This is a genomic window from Streptomyces sp. NPDC054783 (genome assembly GCF_053611725.1).
Genome location: NZ_JBSHAY010000003.1, coordinates 556,302 through 582,815 on the forward strand (window position 1 = coordinate 556,302; position 26,514 = coordinate 582,815).

Below are 26,514 nucleotides of genomic sequence, written 5' to 3' on the forward strand. Positions count from 1 at the left end.
CGTACGTAATTGTCCGGTGTTGTGGCACGATGGCCGGGATGGAAGGCGAACGGCAGGCTGCGGTGCACGGCAGCGGGTCGCCCGGCACGCCGTCGACATCGCCTCGCTGGAAGGCTCGAAGGGCTCAGCATCGGCCGCCTGGCCGCCGACCTCGGTCGATCTGAGCGCGCTGACGGAGGCCGAGCTGAAGGCGGTCCGCTACTGGCGACCGCAGACGCTGGGCGAGCCGCTGTTCAAGTGCTGGAACTGAGGCCCACGACGCCTCCGGCTCACCGGCCCGCCCCCGGCGCGCATGGTCACGCCGCCACGGTGACGGGCGTCGGCAGGTGCGGTGATCGGCGCTTCAGTTCCCTGTGCCGCGGTCCGGCCGAACCGCCGGGCTCAGCCCACGCTCAGCTCGGCCAGCGGCAGCGTGTGCCGGGTCTGGAGGACCTTCGCGCGCAGGTAGCGGACATTGTGGGCGGTGGTGAAGACACCGGTGGGCACCCGGTCCCGTACGACCACGCCCAGTGCCCGCAGCTGCTCGGCCTTGTCGGGGTTGTTGGACAGCAGGTCCAGCTCCCCGATGCCGAGGGCGGCGAGCATCTGCGCGGCGGCCGTGTAGTCGCGGGCGTCCTCCGGCAGGCCGAGCGCGGCGTTCGCCTCGTAGGTGTCCAGGCCCTGGTCCTGGAGGGCGTAGGCGTCGAGCTTGTTGTAGAGGCCGATGCCGCGGCCCTCCTGGCGCAGGTAGAGCAGCACTCCGCCGCGGTCGGCGATGCGCTCGACCGCCTCGCGCAGCTGGGGTCCGCAGTCGCAGCGGGCCGAAGCGAAGACGTCGCCGGTCAGGCACTCGGAGTGCAGGCGCACCAGCGGGGCGGTGCCGGGTGCGGGGTCGCCGAGGACGACGGCTACGTGCTCCTGGCCGTCGGCCAGGCCGTGGAAGGTGACGAGTTCGGCGTCGACGCTGTAGCCGTCGTGGAAGCGCAGCGGTACCCGGACGCGGGAGCGCGGCGTGGCGGCGGGGGTGTCGGGCATGCGGGTCCCTCCGGGTGCGGGCAGTGCTTCAGATTTGAAGCAGCGGTACGCACGGGACCCTACCTCATGCTTAAAACTTAAAGCAATCAGGAATCACGAACAGGACGAACGGCGCCGCCAGGGCACGTCCTCCGCCCCGGATTCGGCATCGCCGCCCTGCAACCCGCGCGCGATCCCCGTGCAGATCTCCTCCAGCTGCCGCACCTGCTCCGGTGTGAGCCGGTCGAACAGGGTGGCGCGCACGGTCTCCACGTGCCCGGGCGCCGTACGCTCCAGTGCGGCCATCCCCTCGTCCGTCAGTACGGCGATGCTGCTGCGCTTGTCCCAGCGGCAGTCCTCCCGCCGTACCAGCCCGTTCCGCTCGAGCCGGGTCACCGCGTACGTCAGCCTGCTGCGCGTGATCTTCAACGACTCGGCGAGGTCCGTCATCCGCAGCCGCCGCTCGGGCGCCTCGGACAGGTTGGCCAGCACGGAGTAGAACAGGTGTGGCATGCCGGCGTCCTGCTGGAGCTGTCGGTCGATCGCGTCCTCCAGGAGGTGCGTCGCGGCCATGTACGCGCGCCAGGCGCGCTGCTCCTCGGGGCTGAGCCAGCGGGTCGTCATGCCGCCAGTGTAAGTTTGTTTCAAACTTGAACCAAGACTCGCCTCGCAGGGAGACCGCGCCGATGTCGTACCCGTACGTGCTGCTGTCCGCCGCCGTCTCCCTCGACGGCTACCTGGACGACACCGGCCCCGACCGGCTCCTGCTGTCCAGCCCGGCCGACTTCGACCGGGTCGACGCGGTACGGGCCTCCGTCGACGCCATCCTGATCGGCGCCGGCACGATCCGCGCCGACAACCCGCGGCTTCTGGTCAACTCCGCCGAGCGCCGCGCGGCACGGGTGCGCGAGGGTCGACCGGAGTACCCGCTGAAGGTGACCGTCACCGCCACCGGCGACCTCGATCCCGACGCCAACTTCTGGCACACCGGCGGCGACAAGCTCGTCTGCACGACCGACGAGGGCGCCGAGCGGGCCGCGCGCCGCGTCGGTGACACCGCCGACGTCGTCGCGCTGGGCCCCGGCCTCGACTGGCGGTCCCTGCTGTCCCACCTGCACGACGTGCGCGGGGTCCGGCGGCTGATGGTCGAGGGCGGCGGCACGGTCCACACCCAGCTGCTGCAGCTGGGCCTCGCCGACGAGCTCCAGCTGGTCCTCGCGCCGCTGTTCGTCGGTGACCCGGCAGCGCCCCGCCTGTTCGGCCCCGGCGGCTACCAGGCCGGCCGGCTGCGCCTGACCGAGACCCGCCGGATCGAGGACGTGGTCCTCATGCGCTACGAGCCCACGGCCCCCGGCGCGGGTGCGGTCGCCACCGCCGCCGACCGTCACTGGCTGCGCACCGCCTGCGAACTGGCCGCGCTGTGTCCGCCCTCGCGGACCGCGTTCAGTGTGGGGGCGGTGGTGGTCGCGGCCGACGGCACGGAGCTCGCGCGAGGTCACTCGCGCGAGGGGGACGACCCCGTGGTCCATGCGGAGGAGGCCGCCCTCGCGAAGGTCGACCCGGCGGATGAGCGGTTGGCCGGCGCCACGGTGTACAGCAGCCTGGAGCCCTGCGCCCGGCGGGCCTCGAGGCCCGCGCCCTGTGCCGAGCTGATCCTTCGGGCGGGGGTGCGGAGGGTGGTCACGGCCTGGCGGGAGCCCGACACGTTCGTGGATGCGGCCGACGGGAGCGGAGTCCTGGCGAAGGCCGGCGCGGAGGTGGTCGTCCTGCCCGAGCTGGAGGGACGCGCCAAGGCGCCGAACGGACATCTGCTGGGGTGAGCCGGCCCCGGCCCGCCCCGTGCGGGGGCTGAAAGCACTCAGGGCCGGAATCCAATGGATTCCGGCCCTGAGTTTTGAGTAGCGGGGACAGGATTTGAACCTGCGACCTCTGGGTTATGAGCCCAGCGAGCTACCGAGCTGCTCCACCCCGCGTCGTTGTGTCTCTACTGTACACCACTCGGTGGGTCGTCCGGCGCCACCTGATCGTTTTCACCCAGGGTGACCGGACGACCGCCCTCCGAATAACACCTGAGTCACCATCAAAAACGCCCAGGCTCCTGAGTGGCGGTCAACTCGCCCGGATTTGCTGCACTCCCGGCCGGTAAGTTCCGCTCGGAAAAGGTTAATGATCAAGCCGAACGGCTTGGAAAGTGACTCTCAGGTCTATTAACGTTCGATAACGCAGCGCGGTCGTCCCAGCCGTCACAAGAGGCGGCTCCGTGCGCACGCGCCTAATCCCGCAAGGGAGCCGGGGAACCACCATCTTGGGGTGAATCACGCGGATACCGGCTGGTATACGCGCGTAGGAGACCTTCCTGCTCCGAACCCGTCAGCTAACCCGGTAGGCGGAGGAAGGAAAGGAGTACGCCCGAGTGGCGTCCAACCGGCCCGCCCCAGAAGCCCCGTACGTGCCCGCGCAAGCCCAGCCGGAGACCTTCGGCTACGGCGCCTACCGCGCCGAGGAGGGGCCCTGGGAGGAGTGGAACCCCACCGAGGACTCCGTCACCCCGGTCCGTGGCCGGCACCGCGTCGCCAAGCAACGCGGCGGCTTCGCGCGCAGCTCCACCGTCCTCGGCGTCGGCGTGATGGCCGCGGTCGGCGCGGGCGGCATCGCCAGCGCCAACACCGGCAAGCCGCCGGTCTCCATATCCCTGCCGGACCTGGACTCCGTCGAGCACATCTTCGGCGACTCCTCCGATGCGCCCCAGGCCACTGCGACCGGCCTCAGCAAGGTCGGCGTGACCACCGACAGCGCCGGCAGCGGCAATGCCGGCGAGGCCCTGCGCAACCGGATCATGGCCCAGGCCGAGCAGCAGCAGAGCAAGGCCGACAGCAAGGCCACCGCCGCCGCGATCGCCGCGGCCGACAAGCAGACCGCCGCCGCGGCCGCCACGGCGGAGCAGGCCGCCGCGGCCAAGGCCGCCGCCGCCAAGGAGAAGGCGGAGGCCGACGCCAAGAAGGCCGCCGAGGCCAAGCGGCTGGCCGAGCTGGCCAAGGAGTACACGCTGCCGGTCGTCTCGTACACGATCACCGGTACCTTCGGGCAGCCCGGCGCGATGTGGTCCTCCGGCTACCACACCGGCCTCGACTTCGCCGCCCCCACCGGCACCCTCATCAAGGCCGTCCACGGCGGCACGGTCACCCAGGCCGGCTGGGCGGGCGCCTACGGCTACCGCACCGTCATCACCCTGGACGACGGCACCGAGCTGTGGTTCTGCCACCAGTCCTCGATCAACGTCTCCGTCGGGCAGAAGGTCTCCACCGGCCAGGTCATCGGCCGTGTCGGCGCCACCGGCAACGTCACCGGCCCGCACCTGCACCTGGAGGTCCACCCGAACGGCCAGGCCACCGCCATCGACCCGGCGCCGTGGCTGCGGGAGAAGGGCCTCACCCCCTGACGCGTCCTTCCGGGCGTTCTTGACGCCGGCGGTGGAATGCGATCATCCACCGTCGGCGTTGACATAGGGCATGACCTCTCTGCGCACACTCGGTTCATCCGACCTCCAGGTCTTCCCGCTCTGCCTCGGCGGCAACGTCTTCGGCTGGACCGCCGACGAGGAGACCTCCTTCGCCGTCCTCGACGCCTACACGGCGGCCGGCGGCAACTTCATCGACACCGCCGACTCCTACACGGCGTGGATCGAGGGCCACAAGGGCGGCGAGTCCGAGACGATCATCGGCAAGTGGGTCAAGGCCCGTGGCAACCGCGACCGCGTCGTCATCGCCACCAAGGTCAGCCAGCACCCGGAGTTCCAGGGTCTGTCCGCCGTCAACATCAAGGCCGCCGCCGACGCCTCCCTGCGCCGCCTGGACACCGACTACATCGACCTCTACTACACCCACTTCGACAAGCCCGAGATCCCGGTCGAGGAGATCATCGGCGCGCTGGACGAGCTGGTGAAGGCGGGCAAGGTCCGCCACGTCGCCGCCTCCAACATCAGCCCCGAGCGCCTGAAGGCCTCGCTCGACTTCTCCGACCGCGAGGGCCTGGCCCGCTATGTGGCCCTCCAGCCCCACTACAACCTCGTCTCCCGCGACACCTACGAGGGCCCGCTGCAGGACCTGGCCGCCAAGGAGGGCCTGTCCGCCGTGCCGTACTTCTCCCTGGCCGCGGGCTTCCTGACCGGCAAGTACCGCCCCGGCACCAAGGTCGACAGCGCCCGTGCGGGCCGGGCCCAGGAGCACGCGGAGACCGAGCGCGGCCAGAAGGTCCTCGCGGCCCTGGACGAGATCGCCGCCGCCCATGACGCCCCCGTCGCCACGGTCGCCCTCGCCTGGCTCGCGGCCCAGCCGACGATCACGGCCCCGATCGCCTCGGCCCGCACGCCGGACCAGCTCCCGGCCCTCCTGGACGTGGCGGACCTGCAGCTGACGGAGGAGGAGCTGGCGAGTCTGACGGCAGCGTCTGCCTGACCTTCCTGCCGGCCTGATGCTTCCGCCGCAACGGTGCTCAGCCACGACGGCGGATTCCGGCGGTGCCGAATCCTCCGCAACCCGATGGGTTACGACTGATACGGGTTGTAGGAAGAGTAGGGCGCCGCCGGATAGCCGTACCCCGGCCGATACGCCGTAGGCATCGGCACCGGTGCCGCGTACATCTGCCGAACCGGCGGAGCCACCCGCATCGCGTACTCCAACGCCGGCCGCGCCGCATTCCGCCGCTTCCACAGCTCGTCCAGCAACTCCCGCTCCCGTACGACGAAGTCGGCCCCGGCCTTGCCCTGCCGCCCCCGGCGCCGCAGAAACGCGAGTGAGGTGGCGTACGCCTCGTAGCGTGCCACCTCCCGTGCCACCGGCTTGCCGCCGTGGTGCCGGGCGTAGTCACGGGCCGTCCGCCGGGCCCGCATCGACCCGAGCGCGAACGGCTCGGCCGGCCCCAGCCACCCGGCCAGCACATACGCCGGCAGCTCCTCCCGCACGGTCCGCAGCTCCCGCTGCCTCGTCCAGATCGCGAGCCAGGTCAGCAACCCGAACACGGGCATCATGAATCCGCCGTAGACGGCGAAGAACCCGAACTCGCCGAAGGTGGAGGAGCCGTTCCAGAAGGCGTGCATGCTCATCGCGAGCAGCAGACCGCACACCGGCAGCAGCATCCGCCGGGCGCGCTGCCGCTCGGCGGAGAGCGCGGCGAAGCCGAAGCCGAGGCCGGTCATGGTGGTGAACAGGGGGTGCGCGAACGGGGACATCACGATGCGCACGAAGAAGGTGGCGGCGGTGACGGAGGCGATACCGCTGCCGCCGCTGACCTGGTCGGCTCCGAAGGCCGTACCCAGGTAGAGGATGTTCTCGGTGAACGCGAACCCGGTGGCGGTGATGCCCGCTATCACCACCCCGTCGACGATCCCCGTGAAGTGACGTCTGCGGAAGAGGAAGACCAGCAGGACGGCCGCGGCCTTGGCGGACTCCTCCACGATGGGCGCGATCACGGTGGCGCCGAGGGTGTCGGCACTGGCCGGATCGGCCGTGGCGGTGGCTATCCACTTCGTCGCGAAGCTGTTGGCGACGATGGCTATCAGCGCCGCCGCGCAGGCCCCCCAGGCGAAGGCGAAGACCAGGTTCCGCCAGGGGCCGGGTTCTACGCGGTCCAGCCACCGGAAGGCGGCTATGAGCCACGGCACGGGCAGCACGGCGAGACCGAGCCCGACGAGAAACCCCTCGGTACCGGTCTGTCGACGCACCAGCGCGAGGATGACGAGTCCGGACAGCGCGAGCAGTGTGATCAGTGCCCCGTACCGCACCCACCTGTGCTGCCACCAGTGCGGGTGGCGGAGCGGCACGGGGCCGTGGGGGCCCGGCGGATACGTCGGAAACGGAGGACTGGTGGCCACGGCATCGACCCTAACGGTGACGGGACGAGGGGCTGGAGCGGATTATCGGTCCTGGTGCGGTACGCGACGGAAGAGCAGATCGTTCACCACGTGTCCCTTGTCCAGTCCCTGCCCCTCGAAACGGGTCAGCGGACGGTACTCGGGGCGCGCTGCGAAGCCGCCGTCCGCCTGCGTGTTCTCGAAGTCGGGGTGCGCGGTGAGCACCTCGAGCATCTGCTCGGCGTACGGCTCCCAGTCGGTCGCGCAGTGCACGAGCGCGCCGGGCTTCAGCCGGGTCGCGGCGAGCGTCAGGAACTCGGGCTGGATGAGCCGCCGCTTGTGGTGCCGCTTCTTGGGCCAGGGGTCCGGGAAGTACACACGCAGCCCGTCGAGCGAGTCGGGGGTGAGCATCTCCCGGAGCAGGATGATCGCGTCCCCGTTGCCGACGCGGACGTTGGACAGCCCGTTGCGGTCGGCGAGACCCAGCAGATTGCCCTGCCCCGGGGTGTGCACGTCGACGGCGAGGATGTTGGTGTCCGGGTCGGTGGCGGCCATCTGCGCGGTGGCCTCGCCCATCCCGAACCCGATCTCCAGGACGACGGGCCCGTCGTTCCCGAACAGCTCGGGGAGGTCGATGACCCGCTGCCCGTCGATGTCCAGCCCCCACTTGGGCCACAGCCGCTGCAGCGCGTCCGCCTGCCCGGCGGTCACCCGGCTGCGCCGCGGCTGGAAACTCCGGATCCGCCGCTCGAAGTGCGATCCGGCGGGATCGGCCTTGGGGCCGTCCGGAAACCGCGGCTCCCCCTTGGCCCGGGTATGCCGGACGGACGCGCCGGGGGTGTGGGGGGCCGGCGAGGGGGCTTCGGGGGCGTTGAGGAAGTCAGACACAGTGCTTCCGAGTCTACGGCGCTCTTCCAGGGCGCCCTCCCGGCCGACCGGGACGGGTGGTCGGAAGGGCAAGCGGGGGTTCCAGGGGGCGGATCCCCGGGTACGGCGCTACAGCGAACCGAGCATGTCCAGCACCCGCCGCCCGACTTCCCGCCCGATCGGCAAGGAAGCGGTGGCCGCTGGCGAGGGCGCGTTCAGCACGTGCACGGCACGAGCCCCCTCCTTGATCAGGAAGTCGTCCACCAGCGTCCCGTCGCGCAACACCGCCTGCGCCCGCACTCCGGCAGGGGCCCGCACCAGGTCGTCCGCCTCCGCCCCGGGCAGCAATCTGCGCACCGCCTCCAGGAACGCCCCCTTCGACAGCGAGCGGTGCAGTTCCCCCGCGCCGTATCTCCAGTGCCGCCGGGCGATCGCCCATGACCCCGGCCAGGCCACGGTCCCGGCCAGCTCCCGGGGCCGTACGACCCGCCAGCCGTACCCCTCCCGGGCCAGGGCCGGCACCGCGTTGGGGCCGATGTGCACACCGCCGTCGATGCCCCGGGTCAGATGGACGCCGAGGAACGGAAAGGCCGGGTCCGGCACCGGATACACCAGGCCGCGCACCAGCTCCGGCCGCGCCAGCTCGTAGTACTCCCCGCGGAACGGCACGATCCGCACCGGGGGCTCGTCCCCGGTCAGCCGCGCGATCTCGTCGCAGTACAGCCCGGCACAGTTCACCAGCACACGCGCGCGTACGACGTCTCCGCCCGAGGTGAGCACGGCCACGCCCCGCTCCGGCCGCCGGTCGATCCGTACGACCCGGGTGCCGTACCGGATCTCGGCCCCGGAGGCCCGCGCCAGCTGCCGGGCGACGCCGACGAAGTCGCACACGCCGGTGGTCCCGACGTGTATGGCGGCCAGCCCCCTCACCTCGGGCTCGTACTCACCGATCTGTGCGGCGCCCAGTTCCCGCACCGGAATCCCGTTCTCCCGCCCCCGTTGCACGAGTGCGTGCAGCCGGGGCAGCTCCTCCCGCTCGGTGGCGACGATCAGCTTGCCGGTGACGGCGTGCGCGATGCCGTACTCGGCGCAGAACTTCACCATCTCGGCGGCGCCCCGCACCGCGTACCGCGCCTTGAGGGAGCCCGGCCGGTAGTAGATCCCGCTGTGGATGACCCCGCTGTTGCGTCCCGTCTGGTGCCGGGCCGGCCCCGGCTCCTTCTCCAGCACGGTGACCGCCGTGCCCGGCGCGGCCCGTGTGATCGCATACGCGGTGGACAGCCCGACGATCCCCCCACCGACCACGAGCACGTCACAGTCGTACGCCCCGACCGGCACCTGCACCACCTCCCACCTCGATAGTGCACTGCGCCACTGACAACACCTTCAAACGCGGGTGTGACGGTTCTCAGGCCGAAGTCATCAACAGCGGGCGCGCCCGCTCCCGCAGCTCCATCACCCTCGGCTCGTCCCCGTACGGCTCCAGCCGGTGCAGAAGGTCCTTCACGTACTCGGTCGTGCGCGCCGACGAGATCCGGCCGGCCACCTCCACTGCCCGCACCCCCTGCTCGCAGGCGGCGTCGAGGTTCCCGGACTCCAGCTCGGCGACGGCTGAGACGACCAGCCGCAGGCCGTGCGACCGCACGAACTCCTCGGTCGGCTTCGACAAGGCCTGTTCCGTGAACCTCCGCACCTGCCGGGGGGCCTTCAGGTCCCGGTAGCATTCGGCGGCATCTGCAGCAAAACGGTCATATCCATAGAAACCAAGCCAAGAAGGATCGTTGTCCCCCTCCCGGGACCGCTCCAGCCATCCCTCGGCCGCCTTCAGCGCCGCACCCGCCGCCTGCGCGTCCCCCGCACGCGCGTGTGCCCGCGCCTCCACCAGCCGGAAGAAACTCATCGTGCGCGCGGTCGCCAGCCCGCGGTTCCGCTCCAGCGCGGCCTGCGCCAGATCGACCCCCTCGTCGCCGAAGCCGCGATATGTCGCCTGCAACGACATGGAGGCCAGCACATAGCCCCCCAGCGGGACGTCGGCCGCCGCGCGCGCGAGCCGCAGCGCCTGAATGTAGTACCGCTGTGCCGCCTCCTGCTGGCCGGTGTCGAAGGCCATCCACCCGGCGAGCCGGGTGAGTTCGGCGGACGCCCCGAAGAGGGCGCGGCCCACTTCGTCGGAGTAGGCGCCGAGCAGCAGTGGTGCCGCCTCCACCCGCAGGCACTCCGGTACCATCGACGAACGCCAGTCCCCACCCCCGTACTTGGAGTCCCAGCGCCGCGCGTCCTCGGCGGCCTCCCGCAGCTTGCGCACATCGCTGTGGCCGACTTTGATCGGTGCGCCGGAGCCCTCGGTGGAGCCCGCCTCCCGCGCGACCGAGCTGTCGGCGGGGGTTATCAGCCAGCGCGAGGCGGGCGTTGCGTATGCGCTCACTGCGAACGATCCGGCGAGCGACTGCCAGATGCCGCCGGAGCCGGCCCGGCGCCCGGCGAGGTCGAGACGGTACAGCTCCGTCGCCGACTTCACCGCCTGTCCGACGTCTCTGGGGAAGGCGAGGCCCACTTCGGGCGCGGGATCCGCGTCCGCCAGGCCGATCTCGTGGAGCGGCACCGGGCGGCCGAGCTTCTGGCCGATGGCGGCCGCGATGAGGTGCGGAGCCGCGCCCTGCGGCACCATCCCCTTCGACACCCAGCGCGCCACCGAGGTCTTGTCGTAGCGAAGAGTCAACCCGCGTTGCGCCCCAAGGTCGTTGACGCGCCTGGCGAGTCCTGCGTTGCTGATTCCCGCGAGGGCGAGAACGGTGCCGAGCTTTTCGTTCGGCCCGCGTTGCTCCCTGGACATGCGCCACCCCTCGACACAGACGGCTGCCGCGCTGGCATAACCATGCGGCATTCGTAAACCCAGCGTAGTTCGCCGCATCCCAAGCGTTAAGGGGCATTGTTCCGGATGGCGGGATTGTTGTCCGTACGGAAGTGCGGTCCTGTACGCACCGTGCACAGCCTGTCGCCTCGTGCCCCCGCGCGTGTGGCCATGCGCCCGTCCGTGCGCTCTTCTCCGGCCATCCGGGGAGCGGTTCCATGGCTCTTGCGTGGGTCGGCCCGCTGTACTGGATCCAGTGGGCTGGGGGACACCGCCACCTTCATCCCCGCGGGTGGCGGACCGGTCCGGGAGGCGATGCCCGCCTCCCGGACTGTGCGCATGTTCGCGCCGCCGCACGCTCCGCAGGCCTGTACGGAGCGTGCTCAAGTCCCGGTTCGTTCAGCATATTTGGCTGAAAATCATCCCTGCCTGTCGCGGGTCGACATGTGCCCCGACCATGCAACTTGAGGGCGCGAACGGCGATTTGGGGGAGCGTACAGGGGGCGCATTCGAGTCGCCCCCGTCTCATGCCCACTGGGCATTTCCCTCGATCGAAGCCGGTGCCGCCGCACTTCCACAACGCGCCTCTCATGGCAGCATGGGGGTCCGGTTCATACGGTGCACTGTTGTCCACAGCCTGTGGAGGCGTCGATGCGGTGGTTGGTGGGTTGGAGCAGCACCGCCGCGGGCGTCGCCGGGATCGGTTCCGCGGGCGCCACCGGTTACGACGGCGAGACCCTGCACCCGGTCGGCTCCCAACTCCTGTGGGGGGATCCGGACCCCCTGTGGGCCGTGGGCGACTGGCGCCCCGACGAACTGCGCGTGGTGAAGGCCGACGCGGACAACCGCATCGCCGTCCTCGGCATCTGCGGCGCCTCCGACGAGGAGCTGCGGCGCGGCCTGTTCACCGCGCGCGGGGGCGCACTGCGCCATCTGACCGCCTGGCCGGGCAGTTACACGGCCGTCGTCAAGGTCGGCCGCCGCATCACCGTCTGCGGCGATCTCGCGGGCGCCCGCCCGGTGTTCCACACCCCCTGGGCCGGCGGCACCGCCTACGCCACCGCCGCGCTGCCCCTCGCCGACCTCATCGAGGCCAACCTCGACTTCGGCCACCTGGCCGCCCTGCTCGCCGCCCCGGACGTGCCGGCCGCGCTGCGCGACACCACCCCGTACGAGGGCGTACGGCGCGTTCCGCCGGGGCACGCGCTCGTGCTGCGCGCCGGGATGCGCGAGATCGCCGGGTACGAGCCGGTCGCCTCCCTCGCCGTGGCCGCGTCCCCGGCCGACCCCGACCGCGCCGTGGACGCCGTACGGGACGCCCTGGTGGAGGCGGTCCGCACCCGGCTGTCGGCGCCCCGGCACGTGCCCGACCTCGACCCCGGCCCGGTGCCCGGCATGGGCCCCGCCGAGCGGCGGGCCCGGCGCGGGATGCCCGTGCCCGGCATCGGCGCCGACCTCTCCGGCGGCCCCGCATCCGGCACCCTCGCGCTGCTGGCCGCCGGGCTTCCCGGCAGACCCGGCACGCTCCTCGGCCACGGCACGGGCGCGGGCGAACGGCTCCTCGCCGTCACCTTCAACGACCTGGCCGTGGGCGGCCACGAGGCCGAACTGGAGCGCGCCGGCGCCCTCGCCGCCAACCCGCGCCTGCACCACGTCGTCGTGACCGGCGCCGAGGAGACCCTGCCGTACGCCGACCTCGACGGCCCCCTCACCGACGAACCCGGACCCTCGCTGGTGACCGCCGTCCGGCACCGCGCCCGCCTCGCCGCCGGCAGCGCCGACCACTTCACCGGCCACGGCGCCCGCCAGGTCCTGGACGCCCACCCCGCCCGCCTCGCCGACCTCCTGATGGACCGCAAACGGCGCCATCTGGTGCGCCCGGTCGCCGCGCTCGCCAAGGCCGACGGCTCGGTGATGGTCCCCGCGCGCGTGTACGGCGCCGCCCGCCGGCTCGCCCGCACGCCCTACCGGACCGGCCTGGAGGTGCTGGCCGAACGGCTGATGCGGCGCCACTTCGACGAGCCCGGGGGAGCGGTCGGTGCGTCCCTCGCCGCGCTGACCTGGGCCAGACCCGGGCCGGCGGCCCGCTGGCTGACGGGGGAGGCGCTGGCCGAAGTATCGGTTCTGCTGCAGGCGGAGGCGGACCGTTCGGCAACCGGCGTCCAGCGTCCCGGTGAGTACCGCGCGCGTGCCGCCCTCGCCCGCCAGGCCGCCGACCTGCGCGTCCTGGAACAGGCCGCCGAGATCCGCTCCCAGCGCCTGCACGCGCCGTTCCTCGACAACCAGGTCGTGCGCGCCTGCCGCGTCCTCCCGGAGGCCCTGCGCGTCCAACCCGGGGCTCGTTCCTCGATCCTCCGTACGGTCCTGGAGGGCGCCGGCGTCACCGACCTCCCGCCCGGCTGGGGCGCCCCCTCCCACGCCTCCTCGGCGGCGGCCGCACGCGCGGGCCTGCGCGTGGCGGCGGCCCCCCTCCAGGATCTCTTCGCCACCCCATTGCTGGCCGACGCCGGCCTGGTGGAAGCCCGCGTCATCCGCGAGGCCCTGCGCGGGGCTGCCGCCGGCGACCCCCTCCCCCTCGACGGCCTCGCCGACCTCGTCTCCCTCGAACTCTGGCTCCACCGCCTGCTCTCCCGACGGGGAACGTGCTGGACGGGGACACCGGCACGCGCGCGTGCGGTGCCGTCCGGGATCCAGCCGAGAAGGGGAGCCTTGGCCTCCGGCGCTTGACGGCTGAGGAGGCCTGATGGCCGAGGGCCCTGATGGCTGAGGGCGCCTGCCCCTGCCCTGCCGGGGGCTGCCACCCTCAGGCCCCCCGCGCGAGGTGGCTCCTGCCGTATGCCGACTGCGGTCCGTCGTGGCTGGTCGCGCAGTTCCCCGCGCCCCTTGCGGGGCGCCCCCGCCGTAGCCTGCGGGCAGTCGTGCCGCTGGGGTGGCCCGGGTGGGACGCGGCGGCGCCTCTCAGCGAGCGGCGCCCGGCCCCTGCCCGGCCGCGGCACCGGGTACGCGATCGAGCGCCGCCGACGAAACCCCGTGCCCCACCCCGCGCCCCCCGCGACAATGACCAGGTGCGGTACAGAATCCTGGGCGTGGCCCAAGCAGCGGACGACCAGGGCACCCCCGTACCCATCGGCGGCCCACGCCTGCGCACACTCCTCACCGCCCTGGCCCTCCGCCCGGGTCGCACCGCCACCCCCGAAACCCTCATCGACGAGATCTGGGCCGGCGACCACCCGAGCGACGCCCCCGCCGCCCTGCAAGCCCTCGTCGGCCGCCTCCGCCGCACCCTCGGCCACCACACCGTCGCCTCCACCCCGGGCGGTTACCGCCTAGAAGCGACCGAGGACGACGTCGACCTGTACGTCTTCGAGCGCCTCGTCCACACGGGCACCAGGACCCTCACCACCGGCGACCCCGCCACCGCCCACCGCACTCTCACCGAGGCCCTTGCCCTCTGGCACGGCCCCGCCCTCGCCGACCTCGCCGACCGCACCGCCGCCACCCGCCCGGAGGCCCTGCGCCTGGAGGCCACCCGCGGGCGTGCCGCCGCCGCCCTCGACCTCGGCCGCGCCCCGGACGTCGTACCGGAGCTGACGGAACTCACCACGGCGCACCCGTTGGACGAGCCCCTGCGCGCCCTGCTCATCCGCGCCCTGCGCGACAGCGGCCGCACCGCCGACGCACTCGCCGCGTACGAGTCCGCCCGCCGCACCCTCGCCGACACCCTCGGCACCGATCCGGGCCCGGAACTCAGAACGCTGTACGCGTCGTTGCTCAAGCAGCAGCAACCGCAGCAGCAACCGCAGCAGCAACCGCAGCAGCAACCGCAGCAGCAACCGCAGCAGCAACCGCAGCAGCAACCGCAGCCGCAACCGCAGCCGCAACCGCAGCCGCAGCCGTCGACCCAACCGACCCGATCGAACGCACCGGCCCCCGCTCAACCCCCTGAGCGGACCGGCAACCTCCGGCCCCGCCTGACGTCCTTCGTCGGGCGGGAACCAGAACTCGAGGCCATTCGTTCCGACTTGCACAGGGCCCGCCTGGTCACGCTCACCGGACCGGGCGGCTCGGGAAAGACCCGCCTCGCCGAGGAGGCCGCCGCAGGGCTCCCCCAGGCATGGCTGGTCGAGCTGGCCCCGCTCGACCATCCGGAGGCGGTGCCCGGCGCCGTGGTCAGCGCGCTCGGCCTGCGCGAGACCGTGCTGCTGACCAACGAGCTGGCGACCCCACAGGCCGACCCCGCCGCCCTGCTGATCGAGTACTGCGCCCCGCGCAGCCAACTCCTGATCCTTGACAACTGCGAACATGTCATCGGCGCGGCCGCCGCCCTCGCCGAGACCCTCCTCACCCACTGCCCGGGGCTCACGGTCCTCGCGACCAGCCGTGAACCCCTGGGCGTCCCCGGTGAGTCGGTGCGCCCGGTCGAGCCCCTCGTCCCGGAGCAGGCGCACCGCCTGTTCGCCGAGCGCGCGAAGGCTGTCCGTCCCGACGCCGACGTCGTGCTCGCCGACACCGGGGCCGTGGCGGAGATCTGCCGCCGCCTGGACGGGCTGCCGCTCGCCATCGAGCTGGCCGCCGCCCGGCTCAGGCTGCTGACCCCACGGCAGATCGCCGACCGGCTCGACGACCGCTTCCGCCTGCTCACCTCCGGAAGCCGCACGGTCCTGCCCCGCCAGCAGACCCTGCGCGCAGTCGTCGACTGGTCCTGGGACCTGCTGGACGAGCGGGAGCGTACGGTGCTGCGCGAGGTGTCCGTCTTCGCCGGCGGCTGGGACCTCGCGGCGGCCGAGGCCGTCTGCACCGGTCCGGCGGCCGACCTGATCGGCGCCCTCGTCGACAAGTCCCTCCTCGTGGCCGCGCCCAGCGGCCCCGACGGCTCCGGCGGCATGCGCTACCGCATGCTGGAGACCATCCACGAGTACGCCATCGAGCGCGCGGCCGAGGTCCCCGGACTGCGCGCCACGGCCGAGCGCCGGCATCGCGCGTGGGTGCGGGCGCTGGTCGAGGAGGCCGAGCCACGCCTGCGGTCGGCGGACCAACTGCCGTGGATTTCCCGCCTGGAGACCGAGCTGGACAACATCCGGGCGGCCCTGGACCGCTCCGTGCGCGCCGGCGACGAGCCGGAGGCCGGCGCGATCGTCCTGGCCATCGGCTGGTTCTGGTGGCTACGCAACCACCGTCAGGAAGCGATCGCCTGGGTCCGCCTGGTCCTCCGCCTGGGCGTGGCCCTGGACACCCTGGCAAAGCCGGAGCCGCCGATTCTCTCGGCGTCCCGGCGCGCTTCGGCGACCGGGGACCCCGTCGGTGCCGCCCCCGACCTGATGTCCCTGGTGGAGTCGGCCGACCCGGTGGGCGCCTTCCTCACCGTGCCCGACGGCGAGGCCGGGCATCCGCGGCGGGAGCCGCGGATGGACCTGCGGATGCTCGACCTGTTCCTGACCTCCGAATCGAGCACCGAGCACCACGCGGCCGACCCACGCGCCCCGGAGTACGTCGCGCGCGTCCGTGCCGCCTACGAGCGCGGCGGTCCCCACGCCGCCCGGCTCCCGGGCATCGTGTGGCCGCTGACTTCCTACTACCTGGGCGGCCCGGCGGACGTCGGCCCGGACATGGCCGCGGCCGTGGCCAACTGCCGTGCGCACGGCGGTGACTGGGAGATCGGCGTCTCCCTGATGTACCGCACCCATGTGACCGTCGACTCCCCGGGCAACCTGCGGGGCGTCGACGAGGACCTGGCCGAGCTGCGGACGCTCAGCCGGCGCGTCGGGGACCGCTGGATGCGGGCCCAGGTGTGCAGCGCCGCCGGCGAGGCGGCCATGGCCCGCGGCAGGTTCGCCGAGGCGCGCGGTGAGTACGACGAGGCACTGCGCCTGGCCTACGAGGTGGGGGCCTACGCCGAGTCGCCGTTCCTGATGGCCCGGCTCGCCGAGATCTCCTACCGCTCCGGCGACCGGAAGACCGCGCTGTCCGCCCTGGAGGAGGCGGGAGCGGCCGCCGACCGGTACGCGGTGCCGGAGTCGCGTGCCTTCGTGCTGCTGCTGCGCGCCCACATCGCCCTGCACGACGGGCAGCTCGCCCGTGCCCGCGAGCTGTATGAGGCGACCCGCGCCCTGGCCCGCGGCGGCACCCCGCCACCGCAGTTCGAGGCGGCCCTGCGCAGCGTCGAGGCGCTCCTCGCCGCCGATGAGTCGGGCCCCGCGCACGGGCTGCCGATCGCCGCCGAGGCGCTGCGCGTGGCCGTGGCCCAGCGGTGCGCCGAGTCGATCACGGCGGGGCTGGTGGACATCGCGGCCGGCCTGCGGGCCCGGTGCGGCGATCTGGCCGGTGCGGTCCGGCTGTTCGCCGCCGCGGACCACTGGCGCGACGGCAATCCGCGTCCCGAGCCGGAGTGCAGCGAGGCCATCCGGGTGCAGGCCGACGCCCGCGCGACTCTGCCACCGGAGCGGTACGCGGCCGAGCGCGCCCGGGGCTCGTCCCTCGGTGTGGCCGACGTACTGCAGGAGCTCGGCGCGGCGGAGGCGCCCGCCGAACGCGGCCGGTGAGGATCACCACCGTTCTCCCGGCGCCTTCCCGTCTCCCGTCCTTCCGCCTACCGGCCTATCGGCAGGTGAACCGGGACTCCGCCCAGTCCGCGAGTGCCGCCTGGTCGAAGACGTTGCTGTGCGGCCGTACGACGAGCCGCACGGTCCTGCGCCCGGTGAGGTCCACGTGGACGGGCACGGCGCGGTCGTGTCCCTTGACCATCCCGGACTGCCACAGCCGCACCCCGTCGGCCCAGACGGAGAAGGACACCTTGCCGAGGCCGAGCGTCATGTCGTCCACACCGGCCAGTGCGTCGTAGGCGGTGCACTGCCGGTTGAGGGCGACGGTGACCGAGGACTCGCCGTGCACGGTCACCCCGCGCGCGTACTGCTTGCCGCCGATCGACATGCCGTGGCGCTGCCACACCCAGCTGCTCTCGGCGAGCCGGATCTCGGGCTTGGCGCCGTCGCCGTCGACGTCGTAACTGAGGTCGCTCAGCTCGTACACGGTGGGCGCGGGCGGCGGAGTGGGCGTCGGGGTCGGCGTGGGTGTCGGCGTCGGCGTGGGTGTGCGTGTGGGCGTCGGGGTGGGCCTGGGAGTCGGCTTGGAAGTCGGCGTCGGCGTCGGCGTCGGCGTGGGGGTGGGGGTCGGCTCGGGCGCGAGCACCACGGGCTCCGGCGAGGGCTTCTTCCTCGGCGGGGCCGGCGTCGGCGCCGGGGGCCGTACGGCCGGCGCGGACGGCGACGGCTCGGCTGCCTCCCTCGCCGGCCGATGGCCGTCGTTCACCAGCGCCAGTGCCACCGCGGCAGCAGCCACCGCGACCACACCCGCCGCCATGCCCGCCTTCACCGGCGCTCCGAGCCCCTCCGAGGCCGCGGCACCGCCCGTACCGCCGGCCCCGCCGGACGACGACCCGGTGGCCGCCGCGACGGCACCCGCCGCCCCCGCCCCGGCGCTTCCCGCGATGATGCCGAGCGCCTTGGCGTACCCGGCGGCCCCGAACCAGCCGATGACCGCGACCGGGACGACACCGGGGATACCGCTCGCGACCTCTTCGATCTGCGCGGCCGCCAGCCGGCACTTGGCACATTGCTCCAGGTGCTTGCGCAGACCCCGCTCGGCGCGGATACGCAGTTTGCGGCGGGCGTAGGTGCCGAGCTGGTCGGCGTAGCGGGCGCACTCCTCGTCACCGGCGAGGGTGGCGCTCACGTGGGCCTGCAGGTAGGCCTGCTTCAGCCCCTCGCGGGCGCGGCTCGCCAGCACGCGGGTGCCGTTGGCGTCCAGCCCGAACAGCACGGCCACTTGGCTCGGGGACTCGTCCTCCACCTCGGTGTGCCACAGCACGGCCTGCCAGCGCTCGGGCAGCGAACGGAAGGCCTGCATCGCCAGGGACTGCTCGGCCTCGTGCATCGCGCGCACATCGGCGCCGAGGTCCAGTGTGTCGTCGTCGGACACTTCGGAGGCGCGCGAGGACTGCTGGGCGAAGACGGCGAAGTCGTCCACGAGCTGCTCGCGCCGGGCGGACTTGGTCCAGTGCGCGGCGACGCGCCGCAAGGAGGTGAGCAGATAGGCCCGTACGGCGTGCTCGGGCCCCGATCCCCCGCGCACCGCCTGCAGCATCCGGGCGAAGACCTCGGCCGTGAGGTCGTCGGCGGTGTGCCCGTCCCGGCAGCAGGTGCGCGCATACCGCCGTACGGAGTCCGCGTGCCGCCGGTAGAGCTCCGCGTAGGCGGAGTCGTCACCGCCGCGCATCCGCTCGATCAGCTCGCCGTCGTCGGGCGGCGTCTCCCGGGTCGGCGGCAGCACGCTGCCCTCGCGCTGGGCCGGCACGCTCATCTCGTTCCGCCCGCCGGAGGGCTTCTTGCTCCGCCCGCCGGTGGAAGCCGGACGCCCGCCCTGTTTCGGCACCTGGGGCGGGGTCAGGCCCGCAGCGGCCTCCGCGCCCGCGTCGTCATCGCGTGACTCGTCCCACCCGTCAACGCCCATCGCGGAAAGCCCCCGACACCGGCCCAGCCCAACCCGTCACCGGCTCAGAGTGCCACATTGTCCTTTATTCAAGGACCTCATGTTCACGGCATCCACTCATCCGAGGGCCCTTGTCAGCACAGACCTACGGCCGCCACTCGAACGAAGGAATCGCGGCGAAGGCTGCCATTGGTCAGGGGCGCCGGTGGGGCAGGCAGCACGGCAACCCCCAGAGGGGCGCGGGGAACTGCGCGACCAGTCCCCACGCACCCGCAGCCCGACGACTCCACGCACCGCCCACCCCGAACCGTCCACATGGGCACCCACCCGCAGCCGCCGGCGGCGGGGACCCCTGCACGAGACGCGACCGCAATACCCCTATGCGGGACGCGACCGCAACCCCTCCAGCAAAATGTCCAGCAGCCGTGCCGAGGCCGCCGCCTGCTGCGCGGGATCCGGCAGGGACGGCGCCGCCGTGGCGATCACCAGCAGCACATCCCCCACGGACACGTCCGCCCGCAGCTCACCAGCCGCCCGAGCCCGGTCCACCAGCTGCCCGACCACATCGAGCAACGCCCCGACCCCGCTGTCATCAGCGGCCCCGGCGGACTCCCCGGGCACCAGCCGAAGCTCACCGGACCCCGGCTGCACCCGCTGCTGAGGCACCCGAGCCTCCTCGGCGGACGCCACGCCAGAACCACCCGACTCGGTCGAACCGGCGGAGCCCTGCGCGGAGCCGACCCGCAGGACCTGCGGCGGCAGCAACCGGCCCGCCCCCGACGCCACGGACGTCCGCAGGAACCGGGACAGCGCCGACCACGGCTCGTCCTCCTGCCCGAGCGCGGCCCGCGCCTGCTCGGTCAGCCGCGCGGTCTCCTCCTCGGCTATCCGCCGGACCAGCACGTCCTTGCTGGGAAAGCGCCGGTACACGGTGCCGACACCCACCCGGGCCCGCCGGGCCACGTCCTCCATCGGCGCGCCGTAACCCGACTCGCCGAAGACCTCACGCGCCGCACGCAGCACGTGCTCCAGATTGCGCTGTGCGTCCACCCGCAGCGGTGCCGTACGCGCCCCGTCCGCGCGTCCGTTGCCCACCGCCGCGCTCATCGCCCCGCCACCCGGTGCGAGGGTGGCTGCGGATGACCAATGCGTGTCCTGAACATGCATGTGTTTCCCCCGGTAATGACGTCTCCCCCCGGAGACTCCCCGCCAGTGTTCCGAAGTGCGTGGAACTGACGTCGTTCTCGACCGGGTCCGCCCGTCGCGGCACCCGTTCGACCACATTCCCTACACCCCGTCGACACACGAACATAGTTGAGAGAGAGTCAATTCAGAAGGGGCAGGTTCCGCACAGTGCGCCCCCCGATCGGAGTACGGGTCTCGTACGTCCCGTTTCCACACCTTCGCTCCCCATCGCCCGCACCCGCTGACCTGCCCCCTTTCGTCCCGCCCCGACACCGCGCCTGCCTATGCGCACACCCGGCCGCCGGTCACACAAATTGCCGGGGCTGTGGACAAACAACAGCGCCGGGTGCGTCATGGGATGGTGAAGGAACGTGCGCGCATTCTGGTTGTCGGCGGCGGCTACGTCGGGATGTACACGGCACTGCGGCTGCAGCGGAGGCTGAAGGCCGAGCTCAGGCGGGGTGAGGTCGACATCACCGTCGTCACTCCCGACCCCTACATGACGTACCAGCCGTTCCTTCCCGAAGCGGCCGCCGGTTCGATTTCCCCTCGCCATGTCGTCGTACCGCTGCGTCGCGTCCTGGACCAGTGCCATGTCGTCGTCGGCGAGGTGACGTCCATCGACCACGCGATGCGCACCGCCGTCGTCACCACGCTCGCCACCGCCGAGGAGGGAAAACCGGCCGAACTCCTCGGTTACGACGAGCTCGTGCTGGCCCCCGGCTCGATCTCCCGCACCCTGCCCATCCCCGGCCTCGCCGAGTACGGCATCGGGTTCAAGACCGTCGAAGAGGCCATCGGCCTGCGCAACCACGTCATCGAGCAGATGGACATCGCCTCCTCCACCCGCGACCCCGCGATCCGCGACGCCGCCCTCACCTTCGTCTTCGTCGGCGGCGGCTACGCGGGCGTGGAGGCGCTCGCCGAACTGGAGGACATGGCCCGCTACGCCGCGCGCTCCTACCACAACGTCCGCCCCGAGGACATGAAGTGGATCCTCGTGGAGGCCTCCGACCGCATCCTTCCCGAGGTCGGCGAGGAGATGGGCCGCTACACCGTCACCCAGCTGCGCCGCCGCAACATCCAGGTCCTGCTCGAAACCCGCCTGGACTCCTGCGCCGACCGCGTCGCCGTCCTCAGCGACGGCCAGCGCTTCCCGACCCGCACGGTCGTGTGGACCGCCGGCGTCAAGCCCAGCCCGCTGCTCGCCGCCTCCGACCTGCCGCTCACCGCACGCGGTCGGCTGAAGTGCACCGCCCAGCTGACCGTCGACGGCACGGAGCACGCCTGGGCGGCCGGGGACGCTGCCGCCGTACCCGACGTCACCGCCGCCGAACCCGGCACCGAGACCGCCCCCAACGCCCAGCACGCCGTCCGTCAGGCCCGGACCCTCGGCGACAACATCGCCCACGCGCTGCGCGGCGAGCCCCTGGAGACGTACGGCCACAAGTACGTCGGCTCGGTCGCCTCCCTCGGCCTGCACAAGGGCGTCGCGCAGATCTACGGGCGCAGGCTGAAGGGCTACCCTGCCTGGTTCATGCACCGCGTGTACCACCTCAGCAGGGTGCCCACCTTCAACCGAAAGGCCCGTGTGCTGGCGGAATGGACCCTCGCCGGACTCTTCAAACGGGAGATCGTCTCGCTCGGTTCGCTCGAACATCCGCGAGCGGAGTTCGAACTCGCTGCCGGTGGAAAGCCTCATCACAGCCCCTCGGACGACCCGAAGGGGTCGTCCTGACCGGAGCAAGGAACTCCCCGGCCCGCCCAGGCGTCTGACCGATGTCGCCGCGGCGCGCCCCCTGCCAGACTGCCCCATGTCCTCTGACGAGCCACCCGCCCGCCCTCAGCACCCACGAGGCTTCTTCCCAAGTGAACTTCACGCGCTGGAGCGCCCGGCTCCCCGGAACGCAGCGCCGCGCCGCCGCGCGGAACGAGACCACGGTCTCCCCGGACCGGCGGGGGGAAGGCTCCGTGCCCGCGGCCCGTGCCGGAAAGCCGGTCGACGGCACGGCCCCGGTGCCCGCCGTCGACGAACTGCCCGCGCGCGACGTCCTCGACCGCGTCCCGGCCCTGGTCGCCCTCGTACACGGCCCCGACCACCGCATCGCGTACGTCAACGACGCCTACGTGGCGGCCTTCGGCGTACGGCCCATGGGCACACCCGCCCGCGAGGCGCTGCCCGAACTCGCCGAACTCGGCCTGCTCCCGCTCCTCGACCAGGTGCTGCGCAGCGGCAAGCCCCGCACCCTGAAGTCCCGCAAGGCCGTGGACGGCCGCTCCTACACGTTCACCTGCACCCCGGTCGACGAGGACGGCGACCGCGACGGAGGCGTGCTCGTCTTCGCCACCGACGTCACCGACCACGCCGAGGCCGCCGAGCGGCTGCGCGCCAGCGAGCGCCGCCAGCGCGAGACGGCGGTGACCCTCCAGCGCTCCCTGTTGCCGCAGGAACTGGAACAGCCCGACGACCTGCGCATCGCCGCCACCTACCACCCCGGCGGCACCGAGGCCGCGGTCGGCGGTGACTGGTACGACGTGATCACCCTCGGCGGCGGCCGCACGGCCCTGGTGATCGGCGACGTCATGGGCCGGGGTGTGCGAGCAGCGGCGGTCATGGGCCAACTGCGTACGGCCGTCCGGGCCTACGCCCGCCTGGACCTCCCCCCGCACGAGGTGCTCCAACTGCTGGACGGCCTCGCCACCGAGATCGACGCCAACCAGATCGCCACCTGCGTCTACGCCGTCCACGACCCCAACGAGGGAAGGCTCGTGTACGCCTCCGCCGGGCACCTGCCGATCCTGGTCCGCGACGAGAACGGCACCGTCTCCCGCGCCGACGAGCCCACCGGCCCGCCGCTCGGCACCGGCGGCTGGATGCACGCGTCGGGCTCCATCGCGCTCGGCCCGGGCTCCACGGCCGTCCTCTACACCGACGGCCTGGTCGAACGCCGCGACGAGGACCTGGACGAGGGCATCGCGGCCCTCGAAGGCGCCCTCGCCGGCGCCACCGGCTCCCCGCAGGTCGTCTGCGACCGCCTGGTCCGCTCGGCCGGCGTCACCGCCGACCACGACGACGACGTCGCCGTCCTGGTCCTCCAGCACCCCGCCCGTACGGGCCCCGACGGCGATCTCTTCCGCAACGCGGCCCTGGAACTCCTCGGCGGCGTCGAGGCGGCCCCCCGCGCCCGCGCGTTCGCCTCCGGCGTGCTGACGAGTTGGCGCTTCCCGGTCGAGCTGCACGATCTCGGTGTGCTCGCCGCGAGCGAGCTGGTCGCCAACTCCCTCCAGCACGGCACCCCGCCCATGCGGCTCCGGCTCCGCCGCACCGACCGCCGCCTGATCATCGAGGTGACGGACGGGGACGATCACCTTCCTCGACGCCGGCGCGCGGAACCGGGCGACGAGTCGGGCCGGGGCATCGCCATCGTGGCGACGATCGCGTCCAACTGGGGCTGCCGCCGGACGCCTGGCGGCGGCAAGGCGGTGTGGTGCGAGTTCGTACTCCCGAAGGGCTAGGCGCCGTGGGGGGCCTTGGCCGAGCCGGGTGTGGGTGCGGGTGGGCGGGGGCCTGGTCGCGCAGGCGTGCCGACGTAGCTGCGGGCCGTCGTGGCGCTTGGGGCGGCACGGGTGGGCGCAGCGGCACCTCTCGGCGAGCAGCGCCCCCAAACGTGCCCAGCAACGGCACCGGGGGCCTCACGCCTCCGCGGCCACCGGCTCCGCAGGCGCACCACCCCGGGCAACCACCCGGGTCCCGCGAGCCAGCCAAGGCTGGTCCTGGACGGGGGTGAGCCTCCGCCCGAGCCGCAGCGCAAGCACCGTGATCCCCAGCGAGAACAGCAGGAACGTCACGATGTACGGCGCGTGCAGCGAGGCACCCAGCGGCCCGCCCACCGCCGGACCGACGGCCAGCGCCAGCTGCTTGACCAGTGCAAACGCAGAGTTGTACTGCCCGGCCATCCCCTCGGGAGCCAAGTCGGCGACCAGCGGAGCGACCGTCGGCGACAGCATCGCCTCACCCAGCCCGAACAGCGCGTACGTCGAGACGAACGCGGCCGTCGCCATCTCCTGGCTGCCGTGCCCCAGCCCCGCGTACCCGGCGGCCAGCCACGCCACGGCCCAGATCAGTCCGACACCGGCGATGACCCGGGACCGCCGGCCGCGCTCCACGAACCTCAGCACGGCGAACTGGGCGACCACGATCATCAGCGTGTTCGCGGCCAGGGCCGTCCCCAGCGCGGAGGTGGATATCCCGGCGGCCTCGACGCCGTACGCGCTCAGCCCGGACTCGAACTGGCCGTAGCAGGCGAAGAACAGCACGAAGCCCAGCACACACAGCTGCACCATCGCCGGGTTCCCGAGCAGCCGCTTCCGGCTGCCCTTCGCCGACCGGGCCGGCGCGTCCTCGATCCGCGGCGAGTGCGGCATCCGCACGGTCGCCATCACCCCGACCAGCAGCAGGAACACCGCCGCCTCGATCGCGAACAGCAGCGTGAAGGACGACACGCGTGTGGTGTCGACGAGATGACCGCCGATGAGGCCGCCTATACCGAGTCCCAGGTTCTGCAGGAAGAACTGCATCGCGAACGCCCGTGACCGCGTGTCGGCGGTGGAGCAGTCCACGATCATCGTCGCGAGCGCCGGCTGCATCACGGCCTGCCCGGCACCGAGCGCCGCGGCCGACAGCAGTACGGCGGCGGCGTTGCCCGCGAGTCCCAGGCTCAGCGCGCCGAGCGCCGCGGTGACCAGGGCGGCGAGCAGGACCGGCAGCGGGCCGCGCCGCACGATCGCCCTGCCGGCGAACGGCAGCACGATCAGCGCGGCCACGGCGAAGACGGCGAGCACGAGTCCCGCCGTCATGGCTCCCAGCCCCCGCACCTGCGCCACGTAGACGTACAGGTAGGGGACGGTGAAGCCGAGCCCGAACGCGCTGAGTGCGTTGCCCACGTGGATCCGACGCATCGCTGCGCCCATCGCCCTGGTCACGTTCACCTCTCTCACTAGTTACACCTGAAGACTTCAAAGCTAAAGTTCGAAGCTAAAGACTACACAGAGAAGGACTTCAACGCAAAGCAACCGCGTGCGATACTGCGGCCATGGCCGACACCGCCCCCGACGTCGCGGAACCGACGCTCGAAGAGCAGATCGCCGCTTACCAGCGCGAGTTCCAGGGCCTCGATCCGCAGGTCGAGAAGATCGTCTCGGCGCTCTCCCGGCTCAACCGCCGCATGAACGTCGCCTACGGCCGCCAGACCGCCGGCCTCGGCATCAGCAACGCCGAGTGGGAGGTGCTCAAGGCACTGGTCCTCTCCGGTGCCCCCTACCGCCTGGGCCCCAGCGACCTCGCCAAGCGCCTCGGCCTCACGCCGGCCGCGATGACCCACCGGATCGACCGCATGGTGGCCGAGGGACTCGTCACCCGGGAGCGTGACGAGTCCAACCGCGTCCGCGTGATCGTGGAGCTGACCCCCGAGGGCCGTGAGAAGTGGCTGGAGGCCATGCGCCTCGCGACCGTCTTCGAGGAGGACCTGCTCCAGGACCTCACGCCGGCGGAGCGCGCGGTGCTCGGCGAGGTCCTGACCAGGCTCCTGCGCAGGGTGGAGGACGCCCAGCCGGACGCCGGCGGCCGGCTCAGCGACCTCGACTGAGGCCGCCGTAAAAAATCTTGACAAGGGGTGTTGACACGCCCCTGGCCGATCCGTAAAGTTCTTCGGGTTGCCACGGAGCCGTAACGGATCCTCGGTAGCGCATCGCCGCCTCGAGCGGCACCCCTCACATCATCAGCTCGATCTCCCGGACGGGTTGTATTCGGCGTGCCCGAATTCAATTCGAATGGAGCCCGGCGGCCCGATTGGGAATCGCCGAGCGGATCCGCTAAGGTTTGAGACGTCGGAACGGCCCAAGGGCCGGGAAGACAAGCCCCCCTGACTGGGAGTCAGACGCCGAAAGGATCTGATAGAGTCGGAACCGCCGGAAAGGGAAACGCGGAGCGAAAGCGAAGCGGGAACCTGGAAAGCACCGAGGAAATCGGATCGAGAAAAGATCTGATAGAGTCGGAAACACCGAAGGGAAGCCCGGAGGAAAGCCCGAGAGGGTGAGTACGAAGGAAGCGACCGTTCCTTGAGAACTCAACAGCGTGCCAAAAATCAACGCCAGATATGTTGATACCCCGTCTCCGGTCATCACGATCGGGACGAGGTTCCTTTGAAAAACACAGCGAGGACGCTGTGTGCGAGGGGACTATTCCTCCTCTCGCACCGCTCTCGTGGTGTTCATCCCGATTACGGGA

Annotated in this window: 18 protein-coding genes, 1 tRNA gene and 1 riboswitch; of the genes, 9 read left to right on the top strand and 10 right to left on the bottom strand. The window is 72.2% G+C overall.

Annotated features, from left to right (window positions below; genetic code table 11):
• Window positions 1-16: 16 nt before the first annotated feature.
• Complete coding sequence (locus tag ACWGJ5_RS09495) at window positions 17-250, top strand: hypothetical protein (protein WP_453309146.1); 234 nt, start codon at window positions 17-19, stop codon at window positions 248-250.
• A gap of 131 nt (window positions 251-381) precedes the next feature.
• Here ACWGJ5_RS09495 and ACWGJ5_RS09500 read toward each other — a convergent pair whose 3' ends face one another.
• Together ACWGJ5_RS09500 and ACWGJ5_RS09505 are read right to left on the bottom strand one after the other, a co-directional pair.
• Window positions 382-1,014, bottom strand: coding sequence for a GTP cyclohydrolase II (locus ACWGJ5_RS09500; RefSeq protein ID WP_453309147.1), 633 nt, complete (start codon window positions 1,012-1,014; stop codon window positions 382-384).
• Window positions 1,015-1,107: 93 nt separating this feature from the next.
• The gene (locus ACWGJ5_RS09505) at window positions 1,108-1,617 is read right to left on the bottom strand and encodes a MarR family winged helix-turn-helix transcriptional regulator (protein WP_453309148.1); all 510 of its coding nucleotides are present in this window, start codon (window positions 1,615-1,617) and stop codon (window positions 1,108-1,110) included.
• A gap of 62 nt (window positions 1,618-1,679) precedes the next feature.
• Between ACWGJ5_RS09505 and ACWGJ5_RS09510 the strand changes: the two genes are divergently transcribed.
• Window positions 1,680-2,813, top strand: coding sequence for a dihydrofolate reductase family protein (locus ACWGJ5_RS09510; protein ID WP_453309149.1), 1,134 nt, complete (start codon window positions 1,680-1,682; stop codon window positions 2,811-2,813).
• A gap of 79 nt (window positions 2,814-2,892) precedes the next feature.
• Here ACWGJ5_RS09510 and ACWGJ5_RS09515 read toward each other — a convergent pair.
• Window positions 2,893-2,966, bottom strand: a tRNA-Met gene (locus tag ACWGJ5_RS09515).
• 286 nt (window positions 2,967-3,252) lie between these two features.
• Window positions 3,253-3,397, top strand: a riboswitch (cyclic di-AMP (ydaO/yuaA leader).
• Between the two features lie 9 nt (window positions 3,398-3,406).
• Here ACWGJ5_RS09515 and ACWGJ5_RS09520 point away from each other — a divergent pair.
• Window positions 3,407-4,432 (top strand): M23 family metallopeptidase, encoded by a 1,026-nt coding sequence (locus tag ACWGJ5_RS09520; RefSeq protein ID WP_453309150.1) that lies wholly within the window; start codon window positions 3,407-3,409, stop codon window positions 4,430-4,432.
• A 70-nt stretch (window positions 4,433-4,502) separates the two neighbouring features.
• The gene (locus ACWGJ5_RS09525) at window positions 4,503-5,447 is read left to right on the top strand and encodes an aldo/keto reductase (RefSeq protein WP_453309151.1); all 945 of its coding nucleotides are present in this window, start codon (window positions 4,503-4,505) and stop codon (window positions 5,445-5,447) included.
• 89 nt (window positions 5,448-5,536) lie between these two features.
• On the opposite strand, the gene ACWGJ5_RS09530 is transcribed toward ACWGJ5_RS09525, so the two are convergent.
• The 4 genes from ACWGJ5_RS09530 to ACWGJ5_RS09545 all read right to left on the bottom strand — a co-directional run bounded on the left by ACWGJ5_RS09530 (window position 5,537) and on the right by ACWGJ5_RS09545 (window position 10,541).
• Window positions 5,537-6,862: a PrsW family intramembrane metalloprotease gene (locus ACWGJ5_RS09530; protein WP_453309152.1), complete on the bottom strand. Its 1,326-nt coding sequence runs from the start codon at window positions 6,860-6,862 to the stop codon at window positions 5,537-5,539.
• Window positions 6,863-6,904: 42 nt separating this feature from the next.
• Entirely contained in the window at window positions 6,905-7,729 is an 825-nt protein-coding gene (gene trmB, locus ACWGJ5_RS09535; protein WP_453309153.1) for a tRNA (guanosine(46)-N7)-methyltransferase TrmB, read from the bottom strand.
• 108 nt (window positions 7,730-7,837) lie between these two features.
• On the bottom strand, window positions 7,838-9,055 hold the full coding sequence (gene lhgO / locus ACWGJ5_RS09540; RefSeq protein WP_453309154.1) for an L-2-hydroxyglutarate oxidase: 1,218 nt from the start codon (window positions 9,053-9,055) through the stop codon (window positions 7,838-7,840).
• 61 nt (window positions 9,056-9,116) lie between these two features.
• The gene (locus ACWGJ5_RS09545) at window positions 9,117-10,541 is read right to left on the bottom strand and encodes an MFS transporter (RefSeq protein ID WP_453309155.1); all 1,425 of its coding nucleotides are present in this window, start codon (window positions 10,539-10,541) and stop codon (window positions 9,117-9,119) included.
• Between the two features lie 669 nt (window positions 10,542-11,210).
• On the opposite strand from ACWGJ5_RS09545, the gene ACWGJ5_RS09550 reads away from it, so the two are divergent.
• Together ACWGJ5_RS09550 and ACWGJ5_RS09555 are read left to right on the top strand one after the other, a co-directional pair.
• Window positions 11,211-13,286: an asparagine synthase-related protein gene (locus tag ACWGJ5_RS09550; protein ID WP_453309156.1), complete on the top strand. Its 2,076-nt coding sequence runs from the start codon at window positions 11,211-11,213 to the stop codon at window positions 13,284-13,286.
• 338 nt (window positions 13,287-13,624) lie between these two features.
• Window positions 13,625-17,098, top strand: a complete 3,474-nt coding sequence (locus ACWGJ5_RS09555) for an AfsR/SARP family transcriptional regulator (protein WP_453309157.1) — start codon at window positions 13,625-13,627, stop codon at window positions 17,096-17,098.
• A gap of 55 nt (window positions 17,099-17,153) precedes the next feature.
• Here ACWGJ5_RS09555 and ACWGJ5_RS09560 read toward each other — a convergent pair whose 3' ends face one another.
• Complete coding sequence (locus ACWGJ5_RS09560; protein WP_453309158.1) at window positions 17,154-19,064, bottom strand: sigma-70 family RNA polymerase sigma factor; 1,911 nt, start codon at window positions 19,062-19,064, stop codon at window positions 17,154-17,156.
• Between the two features lie 357 nt (window positions 19,065-19,421).
• On the bottom strand, window positions 19,422-20,210 hold the full coding sequence (locus ACWGJ5_RS09565; RefSeq protein ID WP_453309159.1) for a TetR/AcrR family transcriptional regulator: 789 nt from the start codon (window positions 20,208-20,210) through the stop codon (window positions 19,422-19,424).
• Window positions 20,211-20,586: 376 nt separating this feature from the next.
• On the opposite strand from ACWGJ5_RS09565, the gene ACWGJ5_RS09570 reads away from it, so the two are divergent.
• Together ACWGJ5_RS09570 and ACWGJ5_RS09575 are read left to right on the top strand one after the other, a co-directional pair.
• Window positions 20,587-21,966 (top strand): NAD(P)/FAD-dependent oxidoreductase, encoded by a 1,380-nt coding sequence (locus ACWGJ5_RS09570; protein ID WP_453309160.1) that lies wholly within the window; start codon window positions 20,587-20,589, stop codon window positions 21,964-21,966.
• Window positions 21,967-22,097: 131 nt separating this feature from the next.
• On the top strand, window positions 22,098-23,744 hold the full coding sequence (locus tag ACWGJ5_RS09575; protein ID WP_453309161.1) for an ATP-binding SpoIIE family protein phosphatase: 1,647 nt from the start codon (window positions 22,098-22,100) through the stop codon (window positions 23,742-23,744).
• A gap of 177 nt (window positions 23,745-23,921) precedes the next feature.
• Here the strand turns inward: ACWGJ5_RS09575 and ACWGJ5_RS09580 are convergent, their stop codons facing one another.
• Entirely contained in the window at window positions 23,922-25,187 is a 1,266-nt protein-coding gene (locus ACWGJ5_RS09580; RefSeq protein ID WP_453309181.1) for an MFS transporter, read from the bottom strand.
• Window positions 25,188-25,321: 134 nt separating this feature from the next.
• Here ACWGJ5_RS09580 and ACWGJ5_RS09585 point away from each other — a divergent pair, with 134 nt between their 5' ends.
• Window positions 25,322-25,873, top strand: a complete 552-nt coding sequence (locus tag ACWGJ5_RS09585; protein WP_228624403.1) for a MarR family winged helix-turn-helix transcriptional regulator — start codon at window positions 25,322-25,324, stop codon at window positions 25,871-25,873.
• Window positions 25,874-26,514: the final 641 nt, after the last annotated feature.

What these genes read in the sequence shown, in the direction of transcription:
- ACWGJ5_RS09570 (WP_453309160.1), top strand. Translation starts at nt 20,587, where the DNA reads ATGGTGAAGGAACGTGCGCGCATTCTGGTTGTCGGCGGCGGCTACGTC.
- ACWGJ5_RS09580 (WP_453309181.1), bottom strand. Translation starts at nt 25,187, where the DNA reads ATGCGTCGGATCCACGTGGGCAACGCACTCAGCGCGTTCGGGCTCGGC.
- ACWGJ5_RS09505 (WP_453309148.1), bottom strand. Translation starts at nt 1,617, where the DNA reads ATGACGACCCGCTGGCTCAGCCCCGAGGAGCAGCGCGCCTGGCGCGCG.
- ACWGJ5_RS09585 (WP_228624403.1), top strand. Translation starts at nt 25,322, where the DNA reads ATGGCCGACACCGCCCCCGACGTCGCGGAACCGACGCTCGAAGAGCAG.
- ACWGJ5_RS09560 (WP_453309158.1), bottom strand. Translation starts at nt 19,064, where the DNA reads ATGGGCGTTGACGGGTGGGACGAGTCACGCGATGACGACGCGGGCGCG.
- ACWGJ5_RS09510 (WP_453309149.1), top strand. Translation starts at nt 1,680, where the DNA reads ATGTCGTACCCGTACGTGCTGCTGTCCGCCGCCGTCTCCCTCGACGGC.
- ACWGJ5_RS09545 (WP_453309155.1), bottom strand. Translation starts at nt 10,541, where the DNA reads ATGTCCAGGGAGCAACGCGGGCCGAACGAAAAGCTCGGCACCGTTCTC.
- ACWGJ5_RS09565 (WP_453309159.1), bottom strand. Translation starts at nt 20,210, where the DNA reads ATGCATGTTCAGGACACGCATTGGTCATCCGCAGCCACCCTCGCACCG.
- ACWGJ5_RS09500 (WP_453309147.1), bottom strand. Translation starts at nt 1,014, where the DNA reads ATGCCCGACACCCCCGCCGCCACGCCGCGCTCCCGCGTCCGGGTACCG.
- ACWGJ5_RS09550 (WP_453309156.1), top strand. Translation starts at nt 11,211, where the DNA reads ATGCGGTGGTTGGTGGGTTGGAGCAGCACCGCCGCGGGCGTCGCCGGG.
- ACWGJ5_RS09525 (WP_453309151.1), top strand. Translation starts at nt 4,503, where the DNA reads ATGACCTCTCTGCGCACACTCGGTTCATCCGACCTCCAGGTCTTCCCG.